The sequence below is a fragment of the Gracilibacillus saliphilus genome, assembly GCF_010994085.1.
GTDB lineage: Bacteria > Bacillota > Bacilli > Bacillales > Amphibacillaceae > Gracilibacillus > Gracilibacillus lacisalsi.
The window spans coordinates 169,347-190,929 of the sequence record NZ_WJEB01000004.1; the positions used below are offsets into that span (position 1 = coordinate 169,347).

General features: G+C 34.8%; 23 protein-coding genes. 9 read left to right on the plus strand and 14 right to left on the minus strand.

Annotation, left to right across the window (positions count from 1 at the left end; translation table 11 throughout):
• Nucleotides 1–235: 235 nt before the first annotated feature.
• Nucleotides 236–1,219, minus strand: coding sequence for a sugar ABC transporter substrate-binding protein (locus GHT08_RS07130; protein ID WP_163580746.1), 984 nt, complete (start codon nt 1,217–1,219; stop codon nt 236–238).
• A gap of 65 nt (nt 1,220–1,284) precedes the next feature.
• Nucleotides 1,285–2,058, minus strand: a complete 774-nt coding sequence (locus tag GHT08_RS07135; RefSeq protein ID WP_163580747.1) for a DeoR/GlpR family DNA-binding transcription regulator — start codon at nt 2,056–2,058, stop codon at nt 1,285–1,287.
• Between the two features lie 188 nt (nt 2,059–2,246).
• Here GHT08_RS07135 and GHT08_RS07140 point away from each other — a divergent pair, with 188 nt between their 5' ends.
• Both GHT08_RS07140 and GHT08_RS07145 read left to right on the plus strand, forming a co-directional pair.
• Nucleotides 2,247–2,483 (plus strand): response regulator transcription factor, encoded by a 237-nt coding sequence (locus GHT08_RS07140; protein WP_238343517.1) that lies wholly within the window; start codon nt 2,247–2,249, stop codon nt 2,481–2,483.
• 90 nt (nt 2,484–2,573) lie between these two features.
• The gene (locus GHT08_RS07145) at nt 2,574–3,023 is read left to right on the plus strand and encodes a sensor histidine kinase (protein WP_202882520.1); all 450 of its coding nucleotides are present in this window, start codon (nt 2,574–2,576) and stop codon (nt 3,021–3,023) included.
• A 183-nt stretch (nt 3,024–3,206) separates the two neighbouring features.
• Here the strand turns inward: GHT08_RS07145 and GHT08_RS07150 are convergent, their stop codons facing one another.
• The 3 genes from GHT08_RS07150 to GHT08_RS07165 form a co-directional block, all read right to left on the minus strand.
• A complete protein-coding gene (locus GHT08_RS07150) occupies nt 3,207–3,644 on the minus strand; it encodes a cell wall hydrolase (RefSeq protein ID WP_163580748.1) in 438 nt (145 codons plus the stop codon).
• Nucleotides 3,645–3,958: 314 nt separating this feature from the next.
• Nucleotides 3,959–4,933: a permease prefix domain 1-containing protein gene (locus GHT08_RS07160; RefSeq protein WP_163580750.1), complete on the minus strand. Its 975-nt coding sequence runs from the start codon at nt 4,931–4,933 to the stop codon at nt 3,959–3,961.
• Complete coding sequence (locus GHT08_RS07165; RefSeq protein WP_163580751.1) at nt 4,933–5,265, minus strand: PadR family transcriptional regulator; 333 nt, start codon at nt 5,263–5,265, stop codon at nt 4,933–4,935. The genes GHT08_RS07160 and GHT08_RS07165 overlap by 1 nt, the downstream gene beginning before the upstream one ends.
• A 120-nt stretch (nt 5,266–5,385) precedes the next feature.
• Here GHT08_RS07165 and GHT08_RS07170 point away from each other — a divergent pair, with 120 nt between their 5' ends.
• The gene (locus GHT08_RS07170) at nt 5,386–5,607 is read left to right on the plus strand and encodes a hypothetical protein (RefSeq protein ID WP_163580752.1); all 222 of its coding nucleotides are present in this window, start codon (nt 5,386–5,388) and stop codon (nt 5,605–5,607) included.
• A 285-nt stretch (nt 5,608–5,892) separates the two neighbouring features.
• Here GHT08_RS07170 and GHT08_RS07175 read toward each other — a convergent pair whose 3' ends face one another.
• Nucleotides 5,893–6,126, minus strand: a complete 234-nt coding sequence (locus GHT08_RS07175) for a TM2 domain-containing protein (protein WP_033404487.1) — start codon at nt 6,124–6,126, stop codon at nt 5,893–5,895.
• Between the two features lie 298 nt (nt 6,127–6,424).
• On the opposite strand from GHT08_RS07175, the gene GHT08_RS07180 reads away from it, so the two are divergent.
• The 4 genes from GHT08_RS07180 (at nt 6,425) to GHT08_RS07195 (ending at nt 9,040) form a co-directional block, all read left to right on the plus strand.
• Entirely contained in the window at nt 6,425–7,072 is a 648-nt protein-coding gene (locus tag GHT08_RS07180) for a sigma-70 family RNA polymerase sigma factor (RefSeq protein WP_163580753.1), read from the plus strand.
• Nucleotides 7,073–7,088: 16 nt separating this feature from the next.
• Entirely contained in the window at nt 7,089–7,673 is a 585-nt protein-coding gene (clpP, locus tag GHT08_RS07185; protein ID WP_163580754.1) for an ATP-dependent Clp endopeptidase proteolytic subunit ClpP, read from the plus strand.
• A 618-nt stretch (nt 7,674–8,291) separates the two neighbouring features.
• Entirely contained in the window at nt 8,292–8,708 is a 417-nt protein-coding gene (locus GHT08_RS07190) for a MarR family winged helix-turn-helix transcriptional regulator (RefSeq protein ID WP_163580755.1), read from the plus strand.
• Nucleotides 8,699–9,040 carry a DUF3147 family protein gene (locus GHT08_RS07195; protein WP_163580756.1) on the plus strand — a complete coding sequence of 114 codons (342 nt, stop codon included), beginning with the start codon at nt 8,699–8,701 and terminating at the stop codon, nt 9,038–9,040. Before GHT08_RS07190 ends, GHT08_RS07195 begins: the two co-directional genes overlap by 10 nt.
• Nucleotides 9,041–9,178: 138 nt before the next feature.
• Here the strand turns inward: GHT08_RS07195 and GHT08_RS07200 are convergent, their stop codons facing one another.
• The 4 genes from GHT08_RS07200 to GHT08_RS07215 all read right to left on the minus strand — a co-directional run bounded on the left by GHT08_RS07200 (nt 9,179) and on the right by GHT08_RS07215 (nt 13,781).
• Nucleotides 9,179–9,796 (minus strand): YdhK family protein, encoded by a 618-nt coding sequence (locus GHT08_RS07200; protein WP_163580757.1) that lies wholly within the window; start codon nt 9,794–9,796, stop codon nt 9,179–9,181.
• 77 nt (nt 9,797–9,873) lie between these two features.
• On the minus strand, nt 9,874–11,049 hold the full coding sequence (locus tag GHT08_RS07205) for a D-alanyl-D-alanine carboxypeptidase family protein (RefSeq protein WP_163580758.1): 1,176 nt from the start codon (nt 11,047–11,049) through the stop codon (nt 9,874–9,876).
• Nucleotides 11,050–11,498: 449 nt separating this feature from the next.
• Nucleotides 11,499–12,542, minus strand: a complete 1,044-nt coding sequence (locus tag GHT08_RS07210; protein WP_163580759.1) for a YheC/YheD family endospore coat-associated protein — start codon at nt 12,540–12,542, stop codon at nt 11,499–11,501.
• 24 nt (nt 12,543–12,566) lie between these two features.
• A complete protein-coding gene (locus GHT08_RS07215) occupies nt 12,567–13,781 on the minus strand; it encodes an ATP-grasp domain-containing protein (protein ID WP_163580760.1) in 1,215 nt (404 codons plus the stop codon).
• 371 nt (nt 13,782–14,152) lie between these two features.
• Between GHT08_RS07215 and GHT08_RS07220 the strand changes: the two genes are divergently transcribed.
• Together GHT08_RS07220 and GHT08_RS07225 are read left to right on the plus strand one after the other, a co-directional pair.
• On the plus strand, nt 14,153–15,385 hold the full coding sequence (locus GHT08_RS07220; protein WP_163580761.1) for an ATP-grasp domain-containing protein: 1,233 nt from the start codon (nt 14,153–14,155) through the stop codon (nt 15,383–15,385).
• A 78-nt stretch (nt 15,386–15,463) separates the two neighbouring features.
• The gene (locus tag GHT08_RS07225; RefSeq protein ID WP_163580762.1) at nt 15,464–15,886 is read left to right on the plus strand and encodes a CotY/CotZ family spore coat protein; all 423 of its coding nucleotides are present in this window, start codon (nt 15,464–15,466) and stop codon (nt 15,884–15,886) included.
• An 865-nt stretch (nt 15,887–16,751) separates the two neighbouring features.
• On the opposite strand, the gene GHT08_RS07230 is transcribed toward GHT08_RS07225, so the two are convergent.
• From GHT08_RS07230 to GHT08_RS07245, 4 genes are all read right to left on the minus strand, one after another.
• Nucleotides 16,752–18,473: a prenyltransferase/squalene oxidase repeat-containing protein gene (locus GHT08_RS07230; protein ID WP_163580763.1), complete on the minus strand. Its 1,722-nt coding sequence runs from the start codon at nt 18,471–18,473 to the stop codon at nt 16,752–16,754.
• Nucleotides 18,474–18,503: 30 nt separating this feature from the next.
• Nucleotides 18,504–19,334, minus strand: coding sequence for a carbohydrate ABC transporter permease (locus GHT08_RS07235; protein WP_163580764.1), 831 nt, complete (start codon nt 19,332–19,334; stop codon nt 18,504–18,506).
• Nucleotides 19,327–20,184 (minus strand): carbohydrate ABC transporter permease, encoded by an 858-nt coding sequence (locus GHT08_RS07240; RefSeq protein WP_163580765.1) that lies wholly within the window; start codon nt 20,182–20,184, stop codon nt 19,327–19,329. The genes GHT08_RS07235 and GHT08_RS07240 overlap by 8 nt, the downstream gene beginning before the upstream one ends.
• An 81-nt stretch (nt 20,185–20,265) precedes the next feature.
• Entirely contained in the window at nt 20,266–21,519 is a 1,254-nt protein-coding gene (locus tag GHT08_RS07245) for an ABC transporter substrate-binding protein (protein WP_163580766.1), read from the minus strand.
• Nucleotides 21,520–21,583 lie beyond the last annotated feature (64 nt).

Consider the following 21,583-nt stretch of genomic DNA (forward strand, 5'->3'; position numbering starts at 1 on the left):
GTGAATCTTCAGGCCAAACAATTCCCGTAGGAGTTGAAGTGGGCTGCCTTCGCTTTATACCTGTGCTACAACATTTGTAAGACCTAGCAACTTGGTTTATTATCCCAGTGTAAATGCCAATAGCTATAACATGAGAAATCACTAATAATGGTTAAAACCAAGTTCGTGAAGTCGCCTAGCTTCTGGCGCTTGGAGGTAGACAAGAATACAATTGCTTGGTAGACTCCTAATTTATTTATTGCCAGCTGTCCACCCCATATTCCTCCACATTCTCTTCGTTAATTAAAAACGTATCTACTGGTGTTCTCTCTTCGTAATCTTCACCATTTAAGATTTGATAGGCTACATCGACAGACATTTCTCCGATTGAAATCGGAGATTGAGCACCCGTACCTACAAATGGACCACCTTCTGCGATGGCTGCTTTTGCATCTGGTGAACCGTCTACACCGTAGATCGCAATATCCTGTATGTTATTGGACTTTGCAGCTGCTAAGGCACCTAGTGCAGTTGGATCATTCCCACCCATTATCGCAATAATGTCAGGGTGTGCCTGTAGAATATCTTCCGTAATATCAAGCGCAGTTTCCAAATCACCCTTGGCGTCCTGTTGGGCAACAATTTCAAAGTCATGCCCTTCAATTGCTTCCATAAAGCCTTCAATACGATCATTAATCGAGTTCATTGTCGGACTGTCTAAAACCGCTATTTCTCCACCCTCTGGAAACCTTTCTACTAAATCTTCACCCGCTACTTTTCCTGCATTCTTATTGTCAGATCCTACATAGGCAGTCACATATTCAAAATCTTTCACTTCGGTATCATAATTAATAATCGGAATACCTGCTTCTTCTAGCATCACTAATGCAGGTCTGATTCCTTCCCAGTCAACTGGATTTAGAAAAATGGCATCAATATCTTGGGCAATCATGTCCTCAATCTGGTTAATTTGTAACTCAACCTCCATCGCTGGATTGGTTGTAATTAACTCATCACCGTTTGCCTCCACTTTTTCTCTAATGGCTTCTTCTAAAACTTGAAAGAAAGGATTGTTTTGTGTCATCGATGTATAACCAAAAGTATAGCCATCCGTATTCTCTCCGCCAGCGGCATTTCCCGAATCATTCTCTCCATCACTTTCTGTGTCCCCATTACAAGCAGCTAACAACAAAACGAATGAGACCGATATTAACAACAATAAGAAACCTTTCTTTTTCATAGCTTGACCTCTCCCTTATCCATTTTTTAATGAATCACATCATGTGATTATTAACGTTATCCATCCTATAATAAGAAGGTGTCACATATGACAAGTTCTACCCCTGCTTGCTCAATCTCTTTTTTCTGATTGTCTGGTGGCATTTTCTCTGTAAAAATACGGTGAATATCATGCAAATTACCGATTTTGTGAAGATAATTTTTTTCAAATTTAGAACTATCTATGAGAAGATTGACTTCATTCGATTGTTTGATCACTTTTTGTTTAATTTGAACTTCTAAACTGTTCGAGTTTGTAAATCCCTTCTCTACTGAAAAGCCTGAAGCAGATAAAAAAGCTTTATCAAAATATAAATGATCTAAGTGAGATTGGCTAATTGGCCCAACTAAAGACCTCGTAGATTCTCGATAGATACCGCCTAACAAAATCTTTTCTTTGTTCGAATCATAAATGGTTGAAACAATATTCACTCCATTTGTAACAAGTGAAATCGCCAAACTACTTGATAAATAACGAGAGAAATGCGAAGTTGTTGTGCCAGCATCTATAAAAATAGAATCACCATTTTGAACATATTGTGCTGCAACATAGCCAATCGATTGTTTTTCTTTCACATGTAATACATTACGGCGATTAAAGGTAATATCCGTATTAGCAGATAAGATAGCGCCTCCAAATGTACGTTTTGCTAAGCCGTAATCTTCTAATTTCTCTAAATCTCTTCTAATTGTCATTTCTGCTACGTTAAATTTTTGGGATAACTCATTTACTTTTACATCATCTTCTGTTTTTAATAAGTTATAAATCTTGTATTGCCTTCGATTCAAGGATTTTTCCATTTTTTATTCCCCGCTTTGTTCGTTATTGTTTAAATCGAACATTTGTAAAACATTATGTATGAGGAAGAAAAAATATACTTGAAGGATATAAAAAATCATTCTCTGTTTCGGATTGGCAATGTAGTGAGAGCAATTAACAATAGGAATCTTTCTATTTAAACGAACGGACATAAAGTAGGTCGATAAGTATGGCTACAATATTAATTATGGAAGACGATAGTGCCATTCATTCACTGATGAAAGACGCACTAGATTTACATGGTTTTACAACATTAAGTGCTAATTCAGGTACGGAAGGGAAGTTACTTTTTTCGCAAAATCAAGTGAATCTAGTTCTTTTGGATTTGATGCTTTCGGGGATGAACGGCGAAGAATTTCTTCAAGAGATTGATGGAATTGATCGACGAATGGAACCAAATAATTGATGCTTTCGAAGAGAATGTGAAGTTATCCATCGTAGGTCTTTCACATGATTTACGTACACCTCTTATTAAAGGGGATGTGCAACTTTTCTTTTGGATGCAACCACAGACCAAACCGAGAGAGCACGCTATTTATCGATTATCGAAAACTCTGTCAAACGATTGATCGAAATGGCTGACCATTTTTATAATTTAGCACGGATTGAAACAAATCAAAAAGAAATCACCCTAACTTCCGTTTCTCTAGCCAGTTTAGTGGAAGAAAACTACTTGTCTTATTATGAACAATTGGAAGAAAAGAACATTGAACTGCATTTTCCTGAACAAATAATGGACCGACAAATTATTGCCGATCCATTAATGCTTACTCGCGTTATTCAAAATATCGTACAAAACATCATTCGTTATGCCAAAACTAAAGCGGTTATCCATTATAGAAACGAAGATGACTATATCGTCTTTATTGTAAAAAATGACATCAAACCAGATAGCAAAGTTGCCGTGGAAAAAGTATTTATGCGCGATTGGTCTGCATCTGTCTAAAAAGCTGGTGGAAAAAATGGAAGGAAAAATGGATGTAGAGATTAATAATGATTGGTTTATTCTTCAAATCCATCTTCCCATTAATCGAATGGAAACTTAATTATTTGGGCGAATGTGTTCGAGATTATTTCAAAAGTGTCTAAATGTGCTGGGGGGGTAATTGATTATTTTGTGATTTTTTCATCATCGATAAGCGCCTTCACAAGTATTAGCCTGTGGTTCATAATAACAATGTTGTTTGTATTGCCCTGTAAATGGTTGACCATACCATGAAGAAGGACATTCACCATATGGATTAAAATACCAAAGAGAATATTTGGAAGGATGCTCTCTCCAGTAGTCTAACGTTTGTTTGGCCAATCTCTTTTCTGCACTTCTTGCTCTATTATAAAATACATTTCCTTTTTGCACTGCTTCAAATGAATAATTTCCACCTTGTACTTGATAAATGACATTTGGTATGGTCCTTAAACCTTCAAAATCTAAACAGTTAGCTTTTAGTCGATTTACAATGACATTACCTACCATAAGCATCCCTAGTTTTCCTTCACCTTCTGCTTCTGCTCTCATCATCCTCGCCATTAAAGCTACGTCACTGTCAGTATATTTTACTCTTGCCATTTTCATCACCTCTAAGAGAAGTGTATGAAAGAATCCTGTAAAAATGTAGACTTTATATAATAAGTTTAGACTTTTCACCAATCATTTAGATAATTTGTTCGGAGGAGAGAACATGAAAATCTTTGATTCACATTTCCCTTTTGTCAAAGTAAAAGCAACTGGTTTCGGGAGAATTTACTTTAATTTCCCAAAGGAAACTATACGTTGGTATTTGGGAATAAGTAACTTAAACTGGTACGGAGCATTACTAAAGCATTCTCTGTAGTTGAAATATGCTTTAGTAATACAAGTGTAATGGATGGACTCAAAATTAGTTATTCTTCTTTATTTACCAAGATAGAATAAGCTCCACTAAACATAGCAAACAACAGCCCCGTAATAGGAAACACAATCCAATTAATATACCAGAGACCATAAATGAAACCACTTATCAAGAACACGATTACGGCTAATGGCCAAATTATCGAAGCTACGGCACCAATGACACGATCTTCATCTTTTTCTTTGGTTCGTTTTGCATCCCCTTTTAAAAGTTTATCGTATGCTCCGTACATATTACCAAAATATACGAATAAATATACTGCAACTGCGACAAGTGCTAACATAATAAACACTCCAAAGTTAGCCATATTATCATTAAGAGCAATCATGCCAAGAAGAATTGCTGGAGATAGTATAATTAGAACAACTCCAACAATCATAATGATCGTAAACGTTGGCTGGTAAGCGTCATTCATTGTTTTTATTTTACTTCTTAAATCGATTGGTAAATCAAAATTCCCCTTTACACTAATATATTTATACTTATCTAATTGCATTCCCGCATAGATAAATAAGCCAACTGCGATCGCTACACATAATAATAGTATAATTACTCCTATATACATTCCTGTTTCCACAGTCAAGCCATTCATGTATCCATTTTCAAATAAACCTAGTAAAAGAACAAACATGGCTGAACCGAAAATACACAAAACCGCTCCTATTCCAATCCATTGACCCGATTTTTTACTAACCTGAAGATAATTATCCACCTCTTGCTCCGTTAGTAATGGTTTTGTCATTACCCCTTCCTCTTGTGAAATGTCGAACTCTTCGATGATTTCGTCAATATTACCGAATTCAGAAATAACAATCCCTATTGCTTCATTATCCGTTTTACCAGCTTGCTTTAATTCATGATACTTTTCTTCCATATTAGCCAGAAGTTCATCCCTTAACTGCCTCATTTCCGTAGATTTCGGTAATGAAGCAAACATATTATCGACGTAATTAATAATGGTATCCATTATAGATAATCCTCCCTAATAAATTGGTTAATTACTTCCTTTGTTAACTCCCACTCTCTACACTTGTCTTGATAATAAAGCAATCCTGATTCGGTAATTCTATAATACGTTCGCTTTTTTCCAAAGGTTTGCCCTCTATGAAAAGATTCAATATAACCCTTTTTCAGAAGACGGTTAAATGCTGAATAAAGGGTGGTTTCCTTGATGACATACTTATCATTAGATAACTCTTTGATTCTTTTCGAAATTTCATATCCATAGGACTCTTTTTCTAACAATAAATAAAGAATAATCGTATCATTGTAGCCCCGAATTACATCACTACTAATCAAAAAGTTGACCCCCCTTCCCACATCCCAATTTACTTCACCTGTCGTAGTAATTTCAGTTTACCACAATTACTACGACAGGTGAAGTAAAATTTTTATTCTGTTCGTATAGGTGTGACCAGAATGATGAAATATTTGAACAACTTGACCACCACTCCGGCTGCCCACTTCCCTTTCCGTGGGGTTTGCCCTTCAGCTAACTTTTTTGAGCAAAATCCGCTCAAAAAAGTGGATCTTCAGGTCAAACAATTCCCACAGGAGTGGAAATGGGCGGCCTCCGCTAAGATTTGCTCTACAACATATATCAGAGCTAAAAAATTGGATTATTATTCCCTAAAAGACTAAAATATAGCATTGAGATCTCCAAAAAGTTGTGATACCAATGTTTGCATACTTTCCTTACAAGTAAGAAAAGCGCAGAGCGCCCGTCTAGAAACATATTGACTTCAGAATTAACTAAGCTAATGGACACGATGATTTACGAATCGATGATGACTTATTGTAGGGCCATTCGTGAAGTCGCCTAGTTTCTGGAGGATCGGTGCTAGACAAATACCCAAATTTTATATTTTCTTGTCGTAAAAAAAAAGCCTATTACATCACTAAAAGTGACACAATAGACTTCCGCTTTTATCTCGGGTTCCGACACATTCCCGGAATTAAGAAAATATCGACAAATAGCCAAATCCATAACACAACTAATGGAATCCAGCCAATTAAGAGCCAGGTAGTACCCCATCCTATGATGCCAAGTAAAAGCTGGGTGATCCCACTCCCTACACGACCTGTGTAAAAACGATGCAAACCGATTTGTCCGAAGAAAAACCATAATAAATATGCAATAGCTAAGTTTCTTTCTTTCATCGTCATATTAACTCCTCTCATTTACGATAACATATACTTGTTAATTTTATCATGTTAGGTCCATTATAGTGTATGAAAAATAATGACTAAGATTTTATCATAATTTTGGAAATTGGATAACCTAACATATTGGTATTTGAATCATTACTTATTTAAACTGAAATATAATATTAGTAAATTTTTGTTTTGCCCGTATCTTTCTATCCTCCAAATTAGTTATATAAGTAGAGAGGTTCCAAAGGAGTGAATGCAATTGCATGTCAACAGAAGTTTTTCTGCCAATGAAGGAGGTTATCATATGGAAGTAGAAAGACAATTTCATCAATTATATCCGAAACTGAAGAAATATTCATATTTTCTAGCTAAAAATAAATGGGATGCCGAAGATCTTATACAAGAAACTTTCTTTAAAGCGATGAAACATTATCATTCATCTGAAATAAGTGCAGCACTTTTGAATAAAATTGCTTACCATGAATGGATGGATACCGTAAAAAAAAGAAAGGTCGAGGTTTTTAAAACAGCGGAAGAGAAATCAAAAGAAGACCCAGCAAGTAAGGCAGATCGATTGATTGATTTAGCGAAGTTATTAGTGAATCATTTAACGCCAAAACAAGCAGTTATTTTCATGCTTAAAGAAGCATTCAGCTATCAATCAGGGGAAATAGCTGATTTACTGGATACAACCGAAATGGCAGTCAAATCAACTCTGCACAGAGCAAAAAAAAGATTAAACAATAACACTTCCCTTCAGTCCATCGATTCATTTTGGCAGGAAGAAGAAAGAAAGAAATTGTATGACTTGTTATACCAATCCCTTCAGGCAGATGATCCGGTTATATTGATTGATTGTATTTCCACTTTACATTCCTTGGCGGAAACACCTATGCTTGCGAAACCAACGCATTCATATACACCTCTCAATATGTATTCTATGGCCGCATAGAAAAGGAGGAATTGATATGGCTACGATTCCATATGTCATTGAACAATCAAGTCACGGAGAACGTTCCTATGATATCTATTCACGATTATTAAAGGATCGAATCATTATCATAGGCGATGAAATTAATGATCAGGTAGCAAACATTGTAACAGCTCAACTATTGTTTTTGGAAGCTGATAATTCTGAAAAGGATATTTCCATTTATATTAACAGCCCAGGTGGTTCCACATCTGCAGGATTTTCCATTTTTGACACAATGGAGCTTATCAAACCAGATGTTAGAACGATTTGCACTGGAATGGCTGCATCTTTTGGAGCCTTGCTGTTGCTTGCGGGGACGAAAGGAAAGAGATATGCACTTCCTAATAGTGAAATAATGTTGCATCAACCTATTGGCGGAACAAAAGGGCAGGCAACAGAAATTGAAATTACGGCTAGAAGAATCTTAAAACTCAAAAGTCACATTAACGAAATAATCTCAGAGCGTACAGGTCAATCCGTTGAAAAAGTAGCAAAAGATACAGAGCGTGATTATTTCTTAAGCGCACAAGAAGCCATGGAATATGGGATCATCGACCAAATTATTAAAAAGAAAAGATGAGCCAATAGGTTGTAGAAGGGCGTTTCATTTAAATGCTCTTCTACTTATCCATTTCTTCTTGCAGAACGCTTACAATATTATATTTAATGACTATGTGTTCAGGTACTTCTAAACAATATTGCAAAAATTAAAAGGCTTAACTTATTCTAGATGATAAGCCTTTTAATTTATTTTGTATTAGTAGCTTACTCATCAAACCGAGCCAGAGAAGAATAGCTGGTAAAAATACAACTAGCAACGGATAATTGATTCATTGCCATCCTAATATATATAAGAAAGGGAGCTTGAAAATCATGGATGTCACGTCTATTAAAGACTGCAGTTCATTACCGTATAAATTCTCATGTAAATGCAGCATAAAATCAAAAAGATATATAAATAAAAATTTCAATATTTCATTTTCTCCTTTTCACTTAGGAGCTTTTAAATAATAACTAAATACATTTCCTCAACCTTAACATATTACCCAAATTATTTTGTACCCTTCATGCGGAAAACTCTCGTACATACAGAGAGCTACTACACCCCTAATTTTTTGTAGAAAAGATAACTTGATTCTTTGCTTTACATCTAAATATACGATATAATCTTATAAAACGATATAAAAAGGTGGTTTTTATGAGCAATAATATCTCCCTATTAAATCAATATTGGACTGACATTTATTTTTATTTACACTATCCACATAAAGAAAAAATTTCTCATCAAGTAGTACGTATCCTTCAACTTATAGATAAACGAAAAGAAATAGGAGTTGGTGAAGTTGCTTCCCACCTGAATGTTTCACACAATACGGCATCTGAGCACGTTAAAAGAATGATTGCTAAGAAATATTTAAAAAAGGAAAGAGCTACAGAAGATGAGCGAAAAGTAATTCTTTCTTTAACAAATTTAGGTGAAGAAGTTTTATATCGAAACACCAGTCTGGATGAAAAGAAATTAGAACACGTGTTAAATCAATTGAATGAAAATGAAAAAAGTTTAATAGAAAATGCCCTAAAAACTTTGAGTGAGCGAGCTAAACAATGTATGTGATATTGAAAATTATTGTTTCAGCTGTCGTTATTGGGATTGTTACAGAAGTTTCGAGAAGACTTCCGGCCTATGGAGGAATTATAGCAGCTCTTCCTTTAGTAAGTTTACTTAGCATAATATGGCTGTATGTTCAAGGAGAAGAGACAACAACTTTAAGTAAGTTTGCGTTAGGAGTTCTTTGGGGATTTCCGGCAACTGCCGTTATGTTAATAATCGTTTATATCGCATTACAAAATGCAGTTCATTTATTCATTTCAATAGGTTTAGGTGTATCTGGATGGTTAGTATTTCTATTAATTCAAGATCTAGTTTTAAAGCACTTACTACAATAGACGAACTTTTGTCTAAAAGTTCGTCTCACAAAAGATGGTTCTGCTCCTTAACTAAGAGAAAAGGAGACGAACTCTTATATTTTACAAGAATAGTAAAAGAGTCTCTTCAATTTGAAGAAACCCTTTGATTAACCATATTTATTCACTGGGTGACAACTCATCTTCTATGACCCATTTATGATTAGTAACCTCTTCTTTCGTCGTAGTCAAAGTAAAATCAACCATATATACAGTAGTATCAATTGCTGAGTCTATTTCGGCTGTTGCACCATCCATGCCTTCCATATGAGCTGCATTTATGGTTGCTTCATCTCCAATTTCTAAAGGCTCTTCACCGACATCTTCTAATTCTTCATGTATAACCCATTTGTGATCTGTAACTCTATCACCACCATTTGTTGGTGTGTAGGACACGGAATAAACTGTAGTATCGTATGCACCAATAATAGTTGCTACTGCACCATTCATACCTTCCATATGGTCTGCTTCAATCATAGCTTGACTGTTTACTTCATAAGTTGGATTTTCAGCTTCTTCTAATTGTTCCGGAACCTCACCTGATCCAGACATATTCATTTCGGAATGATCATGATCCATATCTTCCGTTTCATCTTGTGCTTCAGATTCCATGTCCATTTCTTCAATATTTTGTTCTGTTTCAGTGCCATCTGGATTTGATTCCTCTGTTTCATTAGCGCAAGCTGCTAATACAAAGATTACAAATAAAGAAAGTAGTGAAGTTGTTATTTTTGTCATTGATATCCCTCCATTACATTATTTATCTATACAGTGCCCTAGAGAGTTGCAGATTATGTGTAGACTGCTTGTATATATTAAGAATATTTATTTCTGCGATACAAATGACCAACCACTAAGCATAACAAGAATACCGAAAGCAGAACGAATAACAGATAATTCATTTCAAAATTATCTTTAGTTTGACTATTTTCTTTATTAGAATCTTTTCCTGCCTGTGATTTACTGTCTGTTGTTGCTTTTGTTAGATTATATGATTGGATAACTTTTTCCTCTTCATTGACAATACTCAATTTCCCATCTCGAGTTACCTGCTTTTCGATTTGATCATTAAAAGTGTGAGTATATGCTCGTTTCTCAGGATTTATATATTTGTCTCCATCTAGAGTAAATGAAGTATCTTTATCAATATAAGATGTTTTGTAATGACCAAATCCGTAGTCTAATAGTTTGATAGTATCGTCATATACCCCATTCCTTTCGTTACTTTTCAAGGTAATCACTATTAAACTTAAATCCTCATCTTCTGCTGTTGTTGCTAGCGTATAACCAGATTGATGAACAAAACCATTTTTTCCTCCGGTGATATTTTCATAAGGGATTTCTCCCTTTACTAATTTGTGATGAGTTATAATGGTGGTATCCCATGCCTTTCCATCCCATTCCATTTCTTTTGTACCAAAGATTTCTTCAAAGGTTTCGTTTTCCATAGCATACTTCGTTATTTTTGCTAAATCTTCTGCTGTGGTAACATGTGCAGGGTCAAATAAACCGTGTGGATTCTTGAAATGAGTATTTTGAACACCAACCACATTTTTAAGATAATGATTAATATCTTCCGAAAATTGTTCTTCACTACCGCTTAGATGCTCAGCAATCGCTACTCCTGCGTCATTTCCAGAATTAATTAATAAGCCTTTAATCAATTGTAATAAGGTGACTTTTTCACCTTCTTCTAAAAAAACAGTGGTACCTTTTACATTTTTAGAACTTGCATTACTACTAATCGTTACCTTATCATTTACATTTCCGTTTTCAATGGCATAGATTGCAGTGGCAATTTTCGTAAGACTTGCTGGGTACATTTGAGAGTTGGCGTTCTTTCTATAGAGAACTTGTTCTGAGTCTGCTTCCATTAATATGGCAGCTTCACTTTCGATATTTGGTGGGGGATTCGATTCACCATGAACTTTTGGGATAAATATAGTATTTATTATCATTAATGTTGCTATCCATAATGCAAATTTTCTCATTTCTACTCTCCTATTACTGCTATTCATGCATTTATTATAAAGATAAAATATGATGAAAATGTGCAAATCTATCATTTGTAACATTAGTTTAAAATAGTATATAAAATGTAATATACTACGTTGATACTTTAATCTTATAGATCATCTACAAAAAACTTTAGATTATTTTGTAATGTCGTCTTGAATAACTATGGGGATAGCTATTATGAAATAAACTACACGGAGCTATGGTGTGGCTAAATTGGCTATTGCTTGAAATGTCGAATTATTTTACCATAAATAGGTGAATCACATGATAGGAGGACAAAAAAAGCCAATTTGCTAACGCTTTGAGAAACAATAGGCTATCTCAGATTCCGACACATACCTGGAATTAAGAAAAAAGCTATAAATAACCATATCCATAGGACAAGAAATATGAATATCATTGAGGATTTCTTCTAAGCTAACTATTCAACTTCTAAATTTAACAAGTTACCTTTGTTTTCCTCCAAGTATTTACAATACAAAATAGTGTTTTTGGCTACATCTATTTCTCCATGGAACAAAACTGGAGTACCAGGTCGCCAGTTCACCTCTAATATCCATATTTTACCTTTAGTATCCAAACAGACATCTATCCCTAATTCATCTAAGGGATCTTTATATAAGCTGTCAAAATGGTTAGCAAAGAGGATAGAAAATCGCTCTAAATAGCGCTTCATATTATAATACTCATTGCCAAATTGTGTCTCTAAGAAAATAGTAAAAGGACTTACATATCCCCCACTATGAATATTCGTAACGATCCCATTAGCAGCAATTCTTGGGAAAATGGTTGTTAGTATCCACATTCCTTCCCTGCTTTTTTGCACATGCAAACGAAAATCTAAAGAGAACCCTTCTTTCGTTTTACTTTCAATATACGGTTGAGCTAAAAAGTCATCATCTTTTATTAGATTGGCTAGTTTATCTTCAAGATCGGTCTTGGATAGTGTAATTGTATTTTTGTTTTCTTTTAATTCATATAAATTATCCTTCTTTTTAATTGATATAACGTCTATCCCTCTAGCACCAGCTACTGGTTTAATTATTAACTCCTTATACTCGTCAATTAACTCAAAAACACGCGGAAGGCTAAGGACTTTTTCCGAAGGTATTAAATATTGTGCGAAATCTTTTCCTTTCAATATACGTTCAAAGACAGAAATTTTGTCACCAATCGGATGACTAGTGAAAGGAATTCTTTCACTAAGATGATCGTGTACATTCATTTGCATCTCAGTTAGTGCACCACCTGCATTAAAAATGACATCTGGATATGGTACTTCCTTTTCTACCCAAGCTCCATTTTCATAAAAGAGTCCTTTGATTTTTTCTTGTTCCATATCTACCATACCAGGGGTGAAATAATAAAAATCACACTCTTCTATTCTAGCCGCAGCTGCATAGGTATAGGATTTAAAAACTGTTTTAGGATCTTTACGATAATGTAGCATACCAATGGTAGTCAATATAGTTCACGTCCTTTCATTTATTTAATCAACATGAAACGAAATCTCTTTAGCAGCCTCACGTGCTATTTGAATTGCTTTTTCTTTGTCTTCAGCAACTGCTAACACATAACCATAACGATGCCTCATCGACATTGGTGACTGTAGTCTTTTACCTTTACGAGGTTTGATAAAGACTTCCACCACACCATCATGTCTGGAAGCTCGATTCTTGCCTGTTACTTTTAACAACTTTCCTTGTTTGTCTACTGTCAAATAATGGGCATGTGCATATCGTAAGAATGTGTGGGGGGCCTTTGTCTTTTTACCAAGAATAAGTTTAATGGTTTCCTCACATAAATCTAATCCAGTTCCAACCTTGATTAAACGATTCACAACTCCACCTGATATCCGCGGATTCGCTTCAATCAGCTTCCATTTTCCTTTTATTCTTCTCATTTCAAAATGAGCTGCTCCATCCCTTAGCTTGATTCTTTTACAAAGTGAATCTATTACATGACACAACTCATCTAATTGTTCACTTCCGAAAGATGGTAGTAAGCTATAACCAGTTATAATAAATCGCTCTCCCTGTTCAATGGTCTGTTCGATTATTCCAATGATATGAACATTATCATTTTCCACCAGTACTTCCACTAAATATTGAGGGCCTTCTAAATATTCTTCAATTAAAATAGGAGATTGATTGCCTTGTTGGAATAGTTGTTCGATTGTTTCCTTAAACTCTTGTTCATTTGTTGCTAGAATGACATCTTTCGACCCTGTTGAGTTAGGTGTCTTAACAATAAGAGGAAGTTTGCTAATATATTTATTAGTGAACTCATTAATTTCATCTTCTTTAGTAAATACCGAGTAGAAGGAAGAAGCAGGATGCCCTTTTAAAATCTCTCGTGTTCGAATTTTATCCTCCATTAGGTAAATAGCTTCTGTTGAACCTTTAGTATGACAGAATTTTTCAGAGAGCTTTGCGGCTTGATAAACATGAGGTTCAATAAAACTTATAATAGCTATCATTTGTAGTCCAAGTTCTTGAAAATTTTTAATTTCTTGTTGAATGGCTTCATTGTCGTGCACGTCGATATATACCATTTTGTGAACGTCGGGAAATTCTGTTCGCTGTTCTAGAAACCTTTCTCGATCAGTAAGAAGAATGGTAAAATACCCCATTCTTTCCGCTGCTTTTATCGCTTCCCGACTTGATCCCGATTTATTTGATCCTAGAAACACAATTGATTTCATAGTTGCACACACCTATTCATTAAAATTATATGTCATCTTTAACTATAGTACTTAGAAATTGATTCAAATGTATGGGTAGTTCTCTTCACCAATAAAAAAATTAAAGAAATTTAATTATGTAACCCGTTTTGATTATGACCTTTTTACCTGTAGCTTTAAATCTATTATTTATCACGGTGCTAACCGTCTCTAAGACCCTGATAAGCTTCACTAATGATCAGTGAAATGGGCAAAATCCCCATAGATCATAGTCTCACTATATATATTAGACGCCAATATTTTTAATCTGTCATATATCACGGCAAGCGGGTATTGCATAATGTATTAATTATAAATTGATGTAGTTTTTTGCTGAGAGGATGTTCGCTAAGATGGACAAAGCCATCATTTTTTTAGATACGAATAAATCAGGCTCGAGCCGTGAAGCAATAAAGGCAGCTAAGCGTTTAGGATATTTTGTTATTCTGTTTACAAGACGAAAGAAATTTTTAAAACAAAGAAAAGAGTTTTCAGATATAGATGAAATACTCATTGTTAATCTCACAAATGTAGAAAAAATACGGGAATTAGTAGTTGAAAAGATAAATGAAGGTTTAGATATTCATTGCATTACTAGCTTTATTGATCCTTATGTATACGTAGCCTCTCAATTATGTACAGAGTTCTGTGAAGCGAATCCTATTTCATTAGATGCTGTCAAAGCAATGGAAGATAAAATGATAACGAGGCGCTTATTACGGAAAAAGAAATACACCCCTTTATTTATAGAACTAAATGAAAATGATGCATTAGATGATTGGATTGAGATATATAATCAAGAACTTCCACTTATTATAAAATCTCCAAAGTCCACAGGCTCAAAAGATGTTGTTTTAGTTAATAACAAAAAAGAGTTAAAACAAGGAATAAGATCACTACGAAAAAATTATCCAAATCAACCGGTACTGATTGAAGAATACATCATAGGGCCACAATATTTGGTTGAAGTCATCGTTCATAAAGGGGAAATTCATATTGTTGCTGTTATTGAGCAAGAGATTACCATTGGTGAGCGGTTTATTATTACTGGTTACAGTATATCTTCAGAGATTGAACCTTCGATTTTTGATGGATTAGTCAAGACAGTAAAACAAGTGGTAATGGATTTTAAAATGAAAAATGGAGCTTGTCATTTAGAGTTACGACGTGTTAATGAAGACTGGAAACTGATTGAAACCAACCCGAGAATTTCAGGTGGAGCCATGAACCGTATGATTGAAGAAGCTTATGGAATTAACTTGGTTGAACAAACACTTCGACTATACTTAGGCGAAGCTCCAAATCTAACGAAGGCATTTGAAAAATGTATATATACACACTATATTATTGTTCATTCTGTGGGGAAATTATTGAAAGTCACAGGTAAAAATCGTGCCAAAAAACATGATGGTGTTTTAGATGTTTTTATAAAACCACGAAAAGGGCAACTCTTATTACCACCACGTTCTATGGGGCACCGTTATGGATATGTCATGTCGGAGGGTAATACGAAACGGGAAGCAAAAGCGATTGCCATTCATGCAGCCAGTCAAATTCGATTTTACTTACAGGCACTAGATGAATAATATACTCCCCCTCAAAACCCACACCACATCAATTTTTAAAAATAGGATATTAGTAAAATCAAGTAAGGAGGGTAAAGCATGAGGTGGGAAAGAAAAAGCTGCATATGTAATAGCATGGAAAAGCTCTTGAAAGAACAAAAGCAATTAGCTGGTGAATCCTATCAATTTGTTTGTAATCCTTATGGTATGGATACCATTCCGTTTATGTTAACTAACTCTCATCTATGCAACTTTCGAGTATATGGAATTGATGAGAACGAGTGCTTTTCCACATTGATATTTAGAATAGAAGATATGGATAGTGATCGTTGCTGTGCAATCTTAACTTTATTAAAAGCCTACGATATGGATGGATGTATTACCGATTGTATACAAGATGTTTATTCAATAAAAAAATCAGACCAGCGCATAACGGTTGATTTATCCTGTTTTTGCATCATAACCCCACTCCCTCCTAAATTTGTCAATCGGCCACTGCCGATTATAGAACCGAAATACTAATAGTACCGTAATAGTCATTTTATAATAAGTCTCTATATGATGGATTAATGGAAGAACTTTTCGATTCTTCCATGCATATCTTTGACGAACGGATATAAATAGGAATATGAGAGAATTGATAGGGAAGGTTATTTAGAACGATGGTAAAGTCAGTTACAGATAACCTAGCAGATTAACCTCTAATAGAAACTCAACATTTTTTGGTAGTTATATCTATCCATTTTTCTAGGCTTCCCTAAGCACTTAAGGTGAATTTGAATTTACTAAAGACAATATTTGTTTTTGACGTGTTATATCTAAATGAAGCTGTTCTATATGTGAATTATGAATAATTCGCTTTAATTCTTCTGAATTTAACGTGAGTTTCTTCACGATAATATTCCCTTCCTGCATAAAGGCATACTTCTCTATATAGAATTTCATAACTATAGAACGCTACATAGCCATTGGTCCCTTCCGAATATAGTTCGATGTGCTTCTTCCAATTGAAGAATTTCTTTTACGTTATCAGCTTTTATTCGATAGGTGATAGCTAATCTTCTGCTACCCTTTTATGAATAGCAACCTCTTCGCCAGTCGTAGTTAATGCAAGGTCAACCATATAAAAAGTAGTTTCAACGGCTGAATAAAGAATAACACTGATGAGGACTGTTTATTTTATCGCTAATTACTTTATCATTTATTCGACTAATATTTACACTAATATGTCTGCCTCTTAGAATTGTTTTGGCATAATGGCTTGGCTTGCTAATTGGCTGTTAATATCTTTGAAAACTAAGTCGTATTATATTTAGGCAATTGTTATTTGAGTCAAATTTACTTTGTATAACAGATGGTACATTTTAATATCTGAATATTCCACCTCTTATCTACTGGTAAACAACCTGAACTTTTTGTTAATTGGTGAAATCATATTTACCTTTACTTTTCTAAGGTTATGGTGCTCTGAAATTCCCAGGTTTTCTTGCCAATGTTCGTATTCACCTGACTCAATCGTAATTTTGTCACTTCCTGACAACAGTGTTAAATCATTATCTTCCCAAAAATATGAGTGGTCACCGATTTTTTTCAACCCTTCTCCTTTCAATTTTTCATTCAGTCTAAAAAGAAATTCTATTTGAACAAATACATCCGCTCTATCATCAGTTAAAACACGAATAGTCCAATCATTACCTTCTCGCACTATATCAATGGTAACTTCAAAGGATTGGTTATGTGTTACGTTTCGATATTGATGTGGTAGTAAATACCATATCCCTTTGTTCTCACTATTTTTGGGTAGATATTGACCAGGAATCGGACCAGTATATCCCTTATCTAACACTTTCGTTAGTCGATAACCGTATTTCATTTGCTCGAGTTCATCAAAGTCTACCAATCCGGGGGAAAAGCTCGTATACATTTTAATACCCAATATTTCTGCTTTACCGTTACGCAAAGAGAAAAAAGAAGGGTTTTTCGTCATAATGGTTGCGCTAATATCTTCATTACGGTACCTTACGATTGGTGCACCAAAGGAAGTATGCATGCTGCTATGCTCGATGCGATTTTCATGACCAACGCTTTCCAAAGCCTTTATATTTTCCTTTATTGGATAATCACCGTTTATAACTTTTTCATAAACTTTTGGTAGTTCAGCTTTTTCTATATTCTCATTCTGAATAAATGGGAATGATAGATAACCTAGCAAAATGTGATTGTTGACAGGTCCCATTTCAGAAATAGTTTCAATTGCTAAATCTGCCATTGCTTGAAATACAGGATTATGATCATGATGAGCCATCAACCGGTAAATCAAATGGTAAGGAGACAAACCATAATGTTTATCTAAGTCCTGTCTACCAGAATACTCTGTTACTACTTCACCATTTGGATGCACTAGATAGACCATCATTTTCAAATTATTGCGTACATGATCCAGTAACTCCGTTTTATTTAATAAAATTGCAGTGTGATAAAGACTGATATCACTAACAGCGTTATATATTCCATTACTTCTTTCGGTCCATTCTCCATCCTTAGTTATATCTAAGCCTTCATTTAGCCATTCTTCTGCTCTTCTCACCAATATATTATCATTAAAAATATGATAAAGATTTGCTAGGGCAGAAGTTAATACCCATCGATGATTTGGCGTGTGGCAGCCCCCGGTTAACATTGCTGGCATAGATCTCTTTAAGAATAAATATAATTTCGATGCTAACATTTTTGATCCATCTTCCTCGAGTAAATGGTAGATTTGCGAGAACCCAGTTACAACAAATCCGGTATCAGGTGGTGAATGATAATTAGTATAACCAGGTGATATCGTCCCGTCATTATGTTGCATGGTTAGCATATAATCTAATGCATAGTCTATTCTATTTTTTAACAGCTTGTCATGGTAGTATCTAGATTCCGGATTCACATATGCGGATACCCAACTTGCTATCACACTACCTGTTCCAACATGAGTGGGGCTAGGAATCCCAGTATGTCTGTCAATAATCCCACCAAAATAGCGACTTCTGGACTCTAATATTTGTCTTTCCAAAAAAGTTGTTGTGATGACATCATTTATTTTGATCAGTTTCTTATAAGTCTTCATGCATAAAACCTCCCGATTTGTAATCTTCACCTATCCTTTTAAACCCGAAGTAGCACTTGTATCCATAATGTACCGTTGAAAGACGATAAATATCAAAATCATTGGTACTAATGAAATAATTGAAGAAGAAAGTAATAGCACCCAATCAATATTGTCTGCTCCAACAATACTTCTTAAAGCGATTTGAACGGTATATTTATTAGGATCACTTAAAACGATTAATGGCCATATGTAATCATTCCATCTCCATTGAAAAGAAAAAATAGCTAAAGTTATCACAACAGGTTTTGCAATCGGTAACATTAAATCAAAAAATATTCTCCCTTCATTTGCTCCGTCTATCCTAGCAGATTCTATTAGATCATTAGGAACAGTTATAAAATATTGCCGGAACATGAATATTCCAGTGGCAGTATTGATCGATGGGATAATTAAACCGGCTAGGCTATCATATAAACCCAACTCCAAGATAACGGAAAATGTTGGAGTCATGATCACTTCTGTTGGGAGCATTGTAGTAGCCAACATACATATGAAGAATACATGTAACCATTTATAGTTGTATTTTGCTAATGCAAATCCACAAGTCGCACTGGCCAGCACGGTCAATACCGTTGTTACTATAGCTACGATCAGTGTGTTGGCAAAATACTTTATAAACGCCATTGTTGCCCATGAATATATATATCCATCTATGGTTGGGTTTTCAGGCAAGATATTTAACGGATAGGAAAACAATTCACTACCAGGCTTTAACGAGCTGAGCAATAACCATATAATAGGAAAAAGGTACATCAATGCTACAATGACAAGTGCTGTTGTTAACATTACAGTGGAAAATCGATCATTCAGCTTAGTCATCTATTTTTCCCCCTTTAGCAAAACGGAATTGTAGTAAGGCAAATACTAGAAGTACTACAAATAAGACCATAGAGGCTGCACTAGCATATCCTATTTTCAATTGATCAAAACCTGTCTCATAAATATATTGCACAATAAAAGTAGTATCTGAACCTGGTCCTCCATTTGTTAAAGCTTGGACCATTGGAAATTCTTTCATTAAGTTAAACACAGCCAATAGTATGACTAAAAAGGAAGTAGATCTAATGGAAGGTAATGTAATGTGCCAAAATTTTTGCCAAGCTGTACCACCATCAACATCTGCTGCTTCATATAGAGACTTGGGAATACTTATCAAAGCACCTATAAAAATCAACATATTAAAAGCAGTTCCCGCCCATGCAGTTGCAAATAAAACTACCAAAAAGGCGAAATTGCCATCGGAAGACCATGGTATTGGATTGCCACCAAGTACTTGGATCATATAGTTTATAAACCCAAAGCTTTCACCGAACATCCATCGCCAAAGGATACCAACTACAATCGGAGAAACTAACCAAGGGAAAAAGAATATCATCTTTGCAACATTCTTCCCTTTTGTATATTTGCTTACAAGTAATACCGAAATAATTAGCGACGTTACATATATGAAGGGAACTCCTAACAACGTATATAAGAATGTCCTAAACAGTGCTTTATAAAAACTCGGATCTTGAAATAGATTAATATAATTATCAAGACCAACGAATGTCGCTATATTTCCGTTATATTCTGTAAAGGAATAGTAAACACCTAATAATGCCGGCCAAGCAAAAAATAATATAAACAGTACCAAATTAGCAAAAATAAATAAAAAAGGCCATTTTTTCACACTACACAACCTCCTTCATGCTATTACATGGAAAGATCCGTAATAAATAGCGACCATTTTGGTGGTCGCTATTTGAAAGTGCTATTCTACGTAAGCATCTGTCATCTCTTTTTTTACATTTTCTAAGGTGTCTGCTACGCTTTGCTCATCATTCAATGTTTTAATCATTTCATCTGCCAAGGTACTAGCTAAACTTCTTTTTGAAACCAATTGTTTTCGAACAAGCTCATTTCGCTGCTGACTGGCAATTGGATCAGAAGCAGCAATCTCATTTTGATAAACAACATATGCTTCCGGAGCAAGTTCATATTCTACTTCTGCATCTTCCTTTACAGGTAAATAACCTCCATATGTTGCTAACTCTTCATAATTCTCTTTTTGATACAACCAATCAATAAATTGTTTTGCTTCTTCTTCTTGACCAGATCCTTCAAAGCCAACCAAATAGTTTCCACCAAGATTGGTAGCTCTAACATCTTCATATGGCATATAAACAGCTTCCCATTCAAAATCTTCTATATTCGAAGCAAAATCTGTAATTTGCCAAGACCCTGACATATAAACAGGAACTCTTCCACTTTTGAACATCGAAGAAGCGTCTTCACCTGCTGTCCATACAGACTTTGGCATGATGGTATTATCATTTAATTCAACAAATTTTTCTAGTGCATCTTTTGTTTCCTCATTTGTTGTATATTGATCACCATCTTGGTAAAAACCTTTACTACCATGTTGGTATAAGAAAGCATTCAGTCTGTGTTCGGAATCATCCATTACCATACCGTATTGTGCATCCGTTTTTTCCAATATTTCATTTAATGATGATACTAATTCCTCCCAAGTCCAAATATCATCTTCACTAGTTGGATAACGGACACCTGCTTCATCAAACAAATCTTTATTTACAAACATACCAACTGCTGTAAGGTCTACTGGAGGAGCTACTAATTCATCATCAACTGTTATCCCCATATCAACCATCACATTATTATCTTCTGCAATTTTGGATAGATCGATTAATTGCCCTTCCCATGCCGGGTTAAACCCTGTTACACGAGCTAATGCAGGTGGATCTCCTGCTCGAATCATATTCGTGATTTTAGTTACCATATCACTGTATGGAACATCTACCACCTCTATTTCTATTCCCATCTCTTCCGTATATTTTTCTGACATTTTTGTTAATGCCGAGCCTTCTATAGTATCCCCGGATACATAAAATTGCATCTTACCTCCTTTTGAATCATCACCTGGAATAGAATCAGCAGCTGGATTTCCACATGCGGCCAGAAAAATGGATAGAATTAAAAATAATAAAACGAATCTTTTTTTCATTCATATTCTCTCCTTCTTTCAGTTTTATCTAATAAAGTCACGAACCCTTTTTCTCATACCTCTA

Bases quoted from the DNA above. Each gene is read 5' to 3' on its own strand.
- GHT08_RS07130 (WP_163580746.1), bottom strand. From the start codon at position 1,219: ATGAAAAAGAAAGGTTTCTTATTGTTGTTAATATCGGTCTCATTCGTT.
- GHT08_RS07135 (WP_163580747.1), bottom strand. From the start codon at position 2,058: ATGGAAAAATCCTTGAATCGAAGGCAATACAAGATTTATAACTTATTA.
- GHT08_RS07140 (WP_238343517.1), top strand. From the start codon at position 2,247: ATGGCTACAATATTAATTATGGAAGACGATAGTGCCATTCATTCACTG.
- GHT08_RS07150 (WP_163580748.1), bottom strand. From the start codon at position 3,644: ATGGCAAGAGTAAAATATACTGACAGTGACGTAGCTTTAATGGCGAGG.
- GHT08_RS07160 (WP_163580750.1), bottom strand. From the start codon at position 4,933: ATGGATACCATTATTAATTACGTCGATAATATGTTTGCTTCATTACCG.
- GHT08_RS07170 (WP_163580752.1), top strand. From the start codon at position 5,386: ATGATGAAATATTTGAACAACTTGACCACCACTCCGGCTGCCCACTTC.
- GHT08_RS07175 (WP_033404487.1), bottom strand. From the start codon at position 6,126: ATGAAAGAAAGAAACTTAGCTATTGCATATTTATTATGGTTTTTCTTC.
- GHT08_RS07180 (WP_163580753.1), top strand. From the start codon at position 6,425: ATGGAAGTAGAAAGACAATTTCATCAATTATATCCGAAACTGAAGAAA.
- clpP (WP_163580754.1), top strand. From the start codon at position 7,089: ATGGCTACGATTCCATATGTCATTGAACAATCAAGTCACGGAGAACGT.
- GHT08_RS07190 (WP_163580755.1), top strand. From the start codon at position 8,292: ATGAGCAATAATATCTCCCTATTAAATCAATATTGGACTGACATTTAT.
- GHT08_RS07195 (WP_163580756.1), top strand. From the start codon at position 8,699: ATGTATGTGATATTGAAAATTATTGTTTCAGCTGTCGTTATTGGGATT.
- GHT08_RS07200 (WP_163580757.1), bottom strand. From the start codon at position 9,796: ATGACAAAAATAACAACTTCACTACTTTCTTTATTTGTAATCTTTGTA.
- GHT08_RS07205 (WP_163580758.1), bottom strand. From the start codon at position 11,049: ATGAGAAAATTTGCATTATGGATAGCAACATTAATGATAATAAATACT.
- GHT08_RS07215 (WP_163580760.1), bottom strand. From the start codon at position 13,781: ATGAAATCAATTGTGTTTCTAGGATCAAATAAATCGGGATCAAGTCGG.
- GHT08_RS07220 (WP_163580761.1), top strand. From the start codon at position 14,153: ATGGACAAAGCCATCATTTTTTTAGATACGAATAAATCAGGCTCGAGC.
- GHT08_RS07225 (WP_163580762.1), top strand. From the start codon at position 15,464: ATGAGGTGGGAAAGAAAAAGCTGCATATGTAATAGCATGGAAAAGCTC.
- GHT08_RS07230 (WP_163580763.1), bottom strand. From the start codon at position 18,473: ATGAAGACTTATAAGAAACTGATCAAAATAAATGATGTCATCACAACA.
- GHT08_RS07235 (WP_163580764.1), bottom strand. From the start codon at position 19,334: ATGACTAAGCTGAATGATCGATTTTCCACTGTAATGTTAACAACAGCA.
- GHT08_RS07245 (WP_163580766.1), bottom strand. From the start codon at position 21,519: ATGAAAAAAAGATTCGTTTTATTATTTTTAATTCTATCCATTTTTCTG.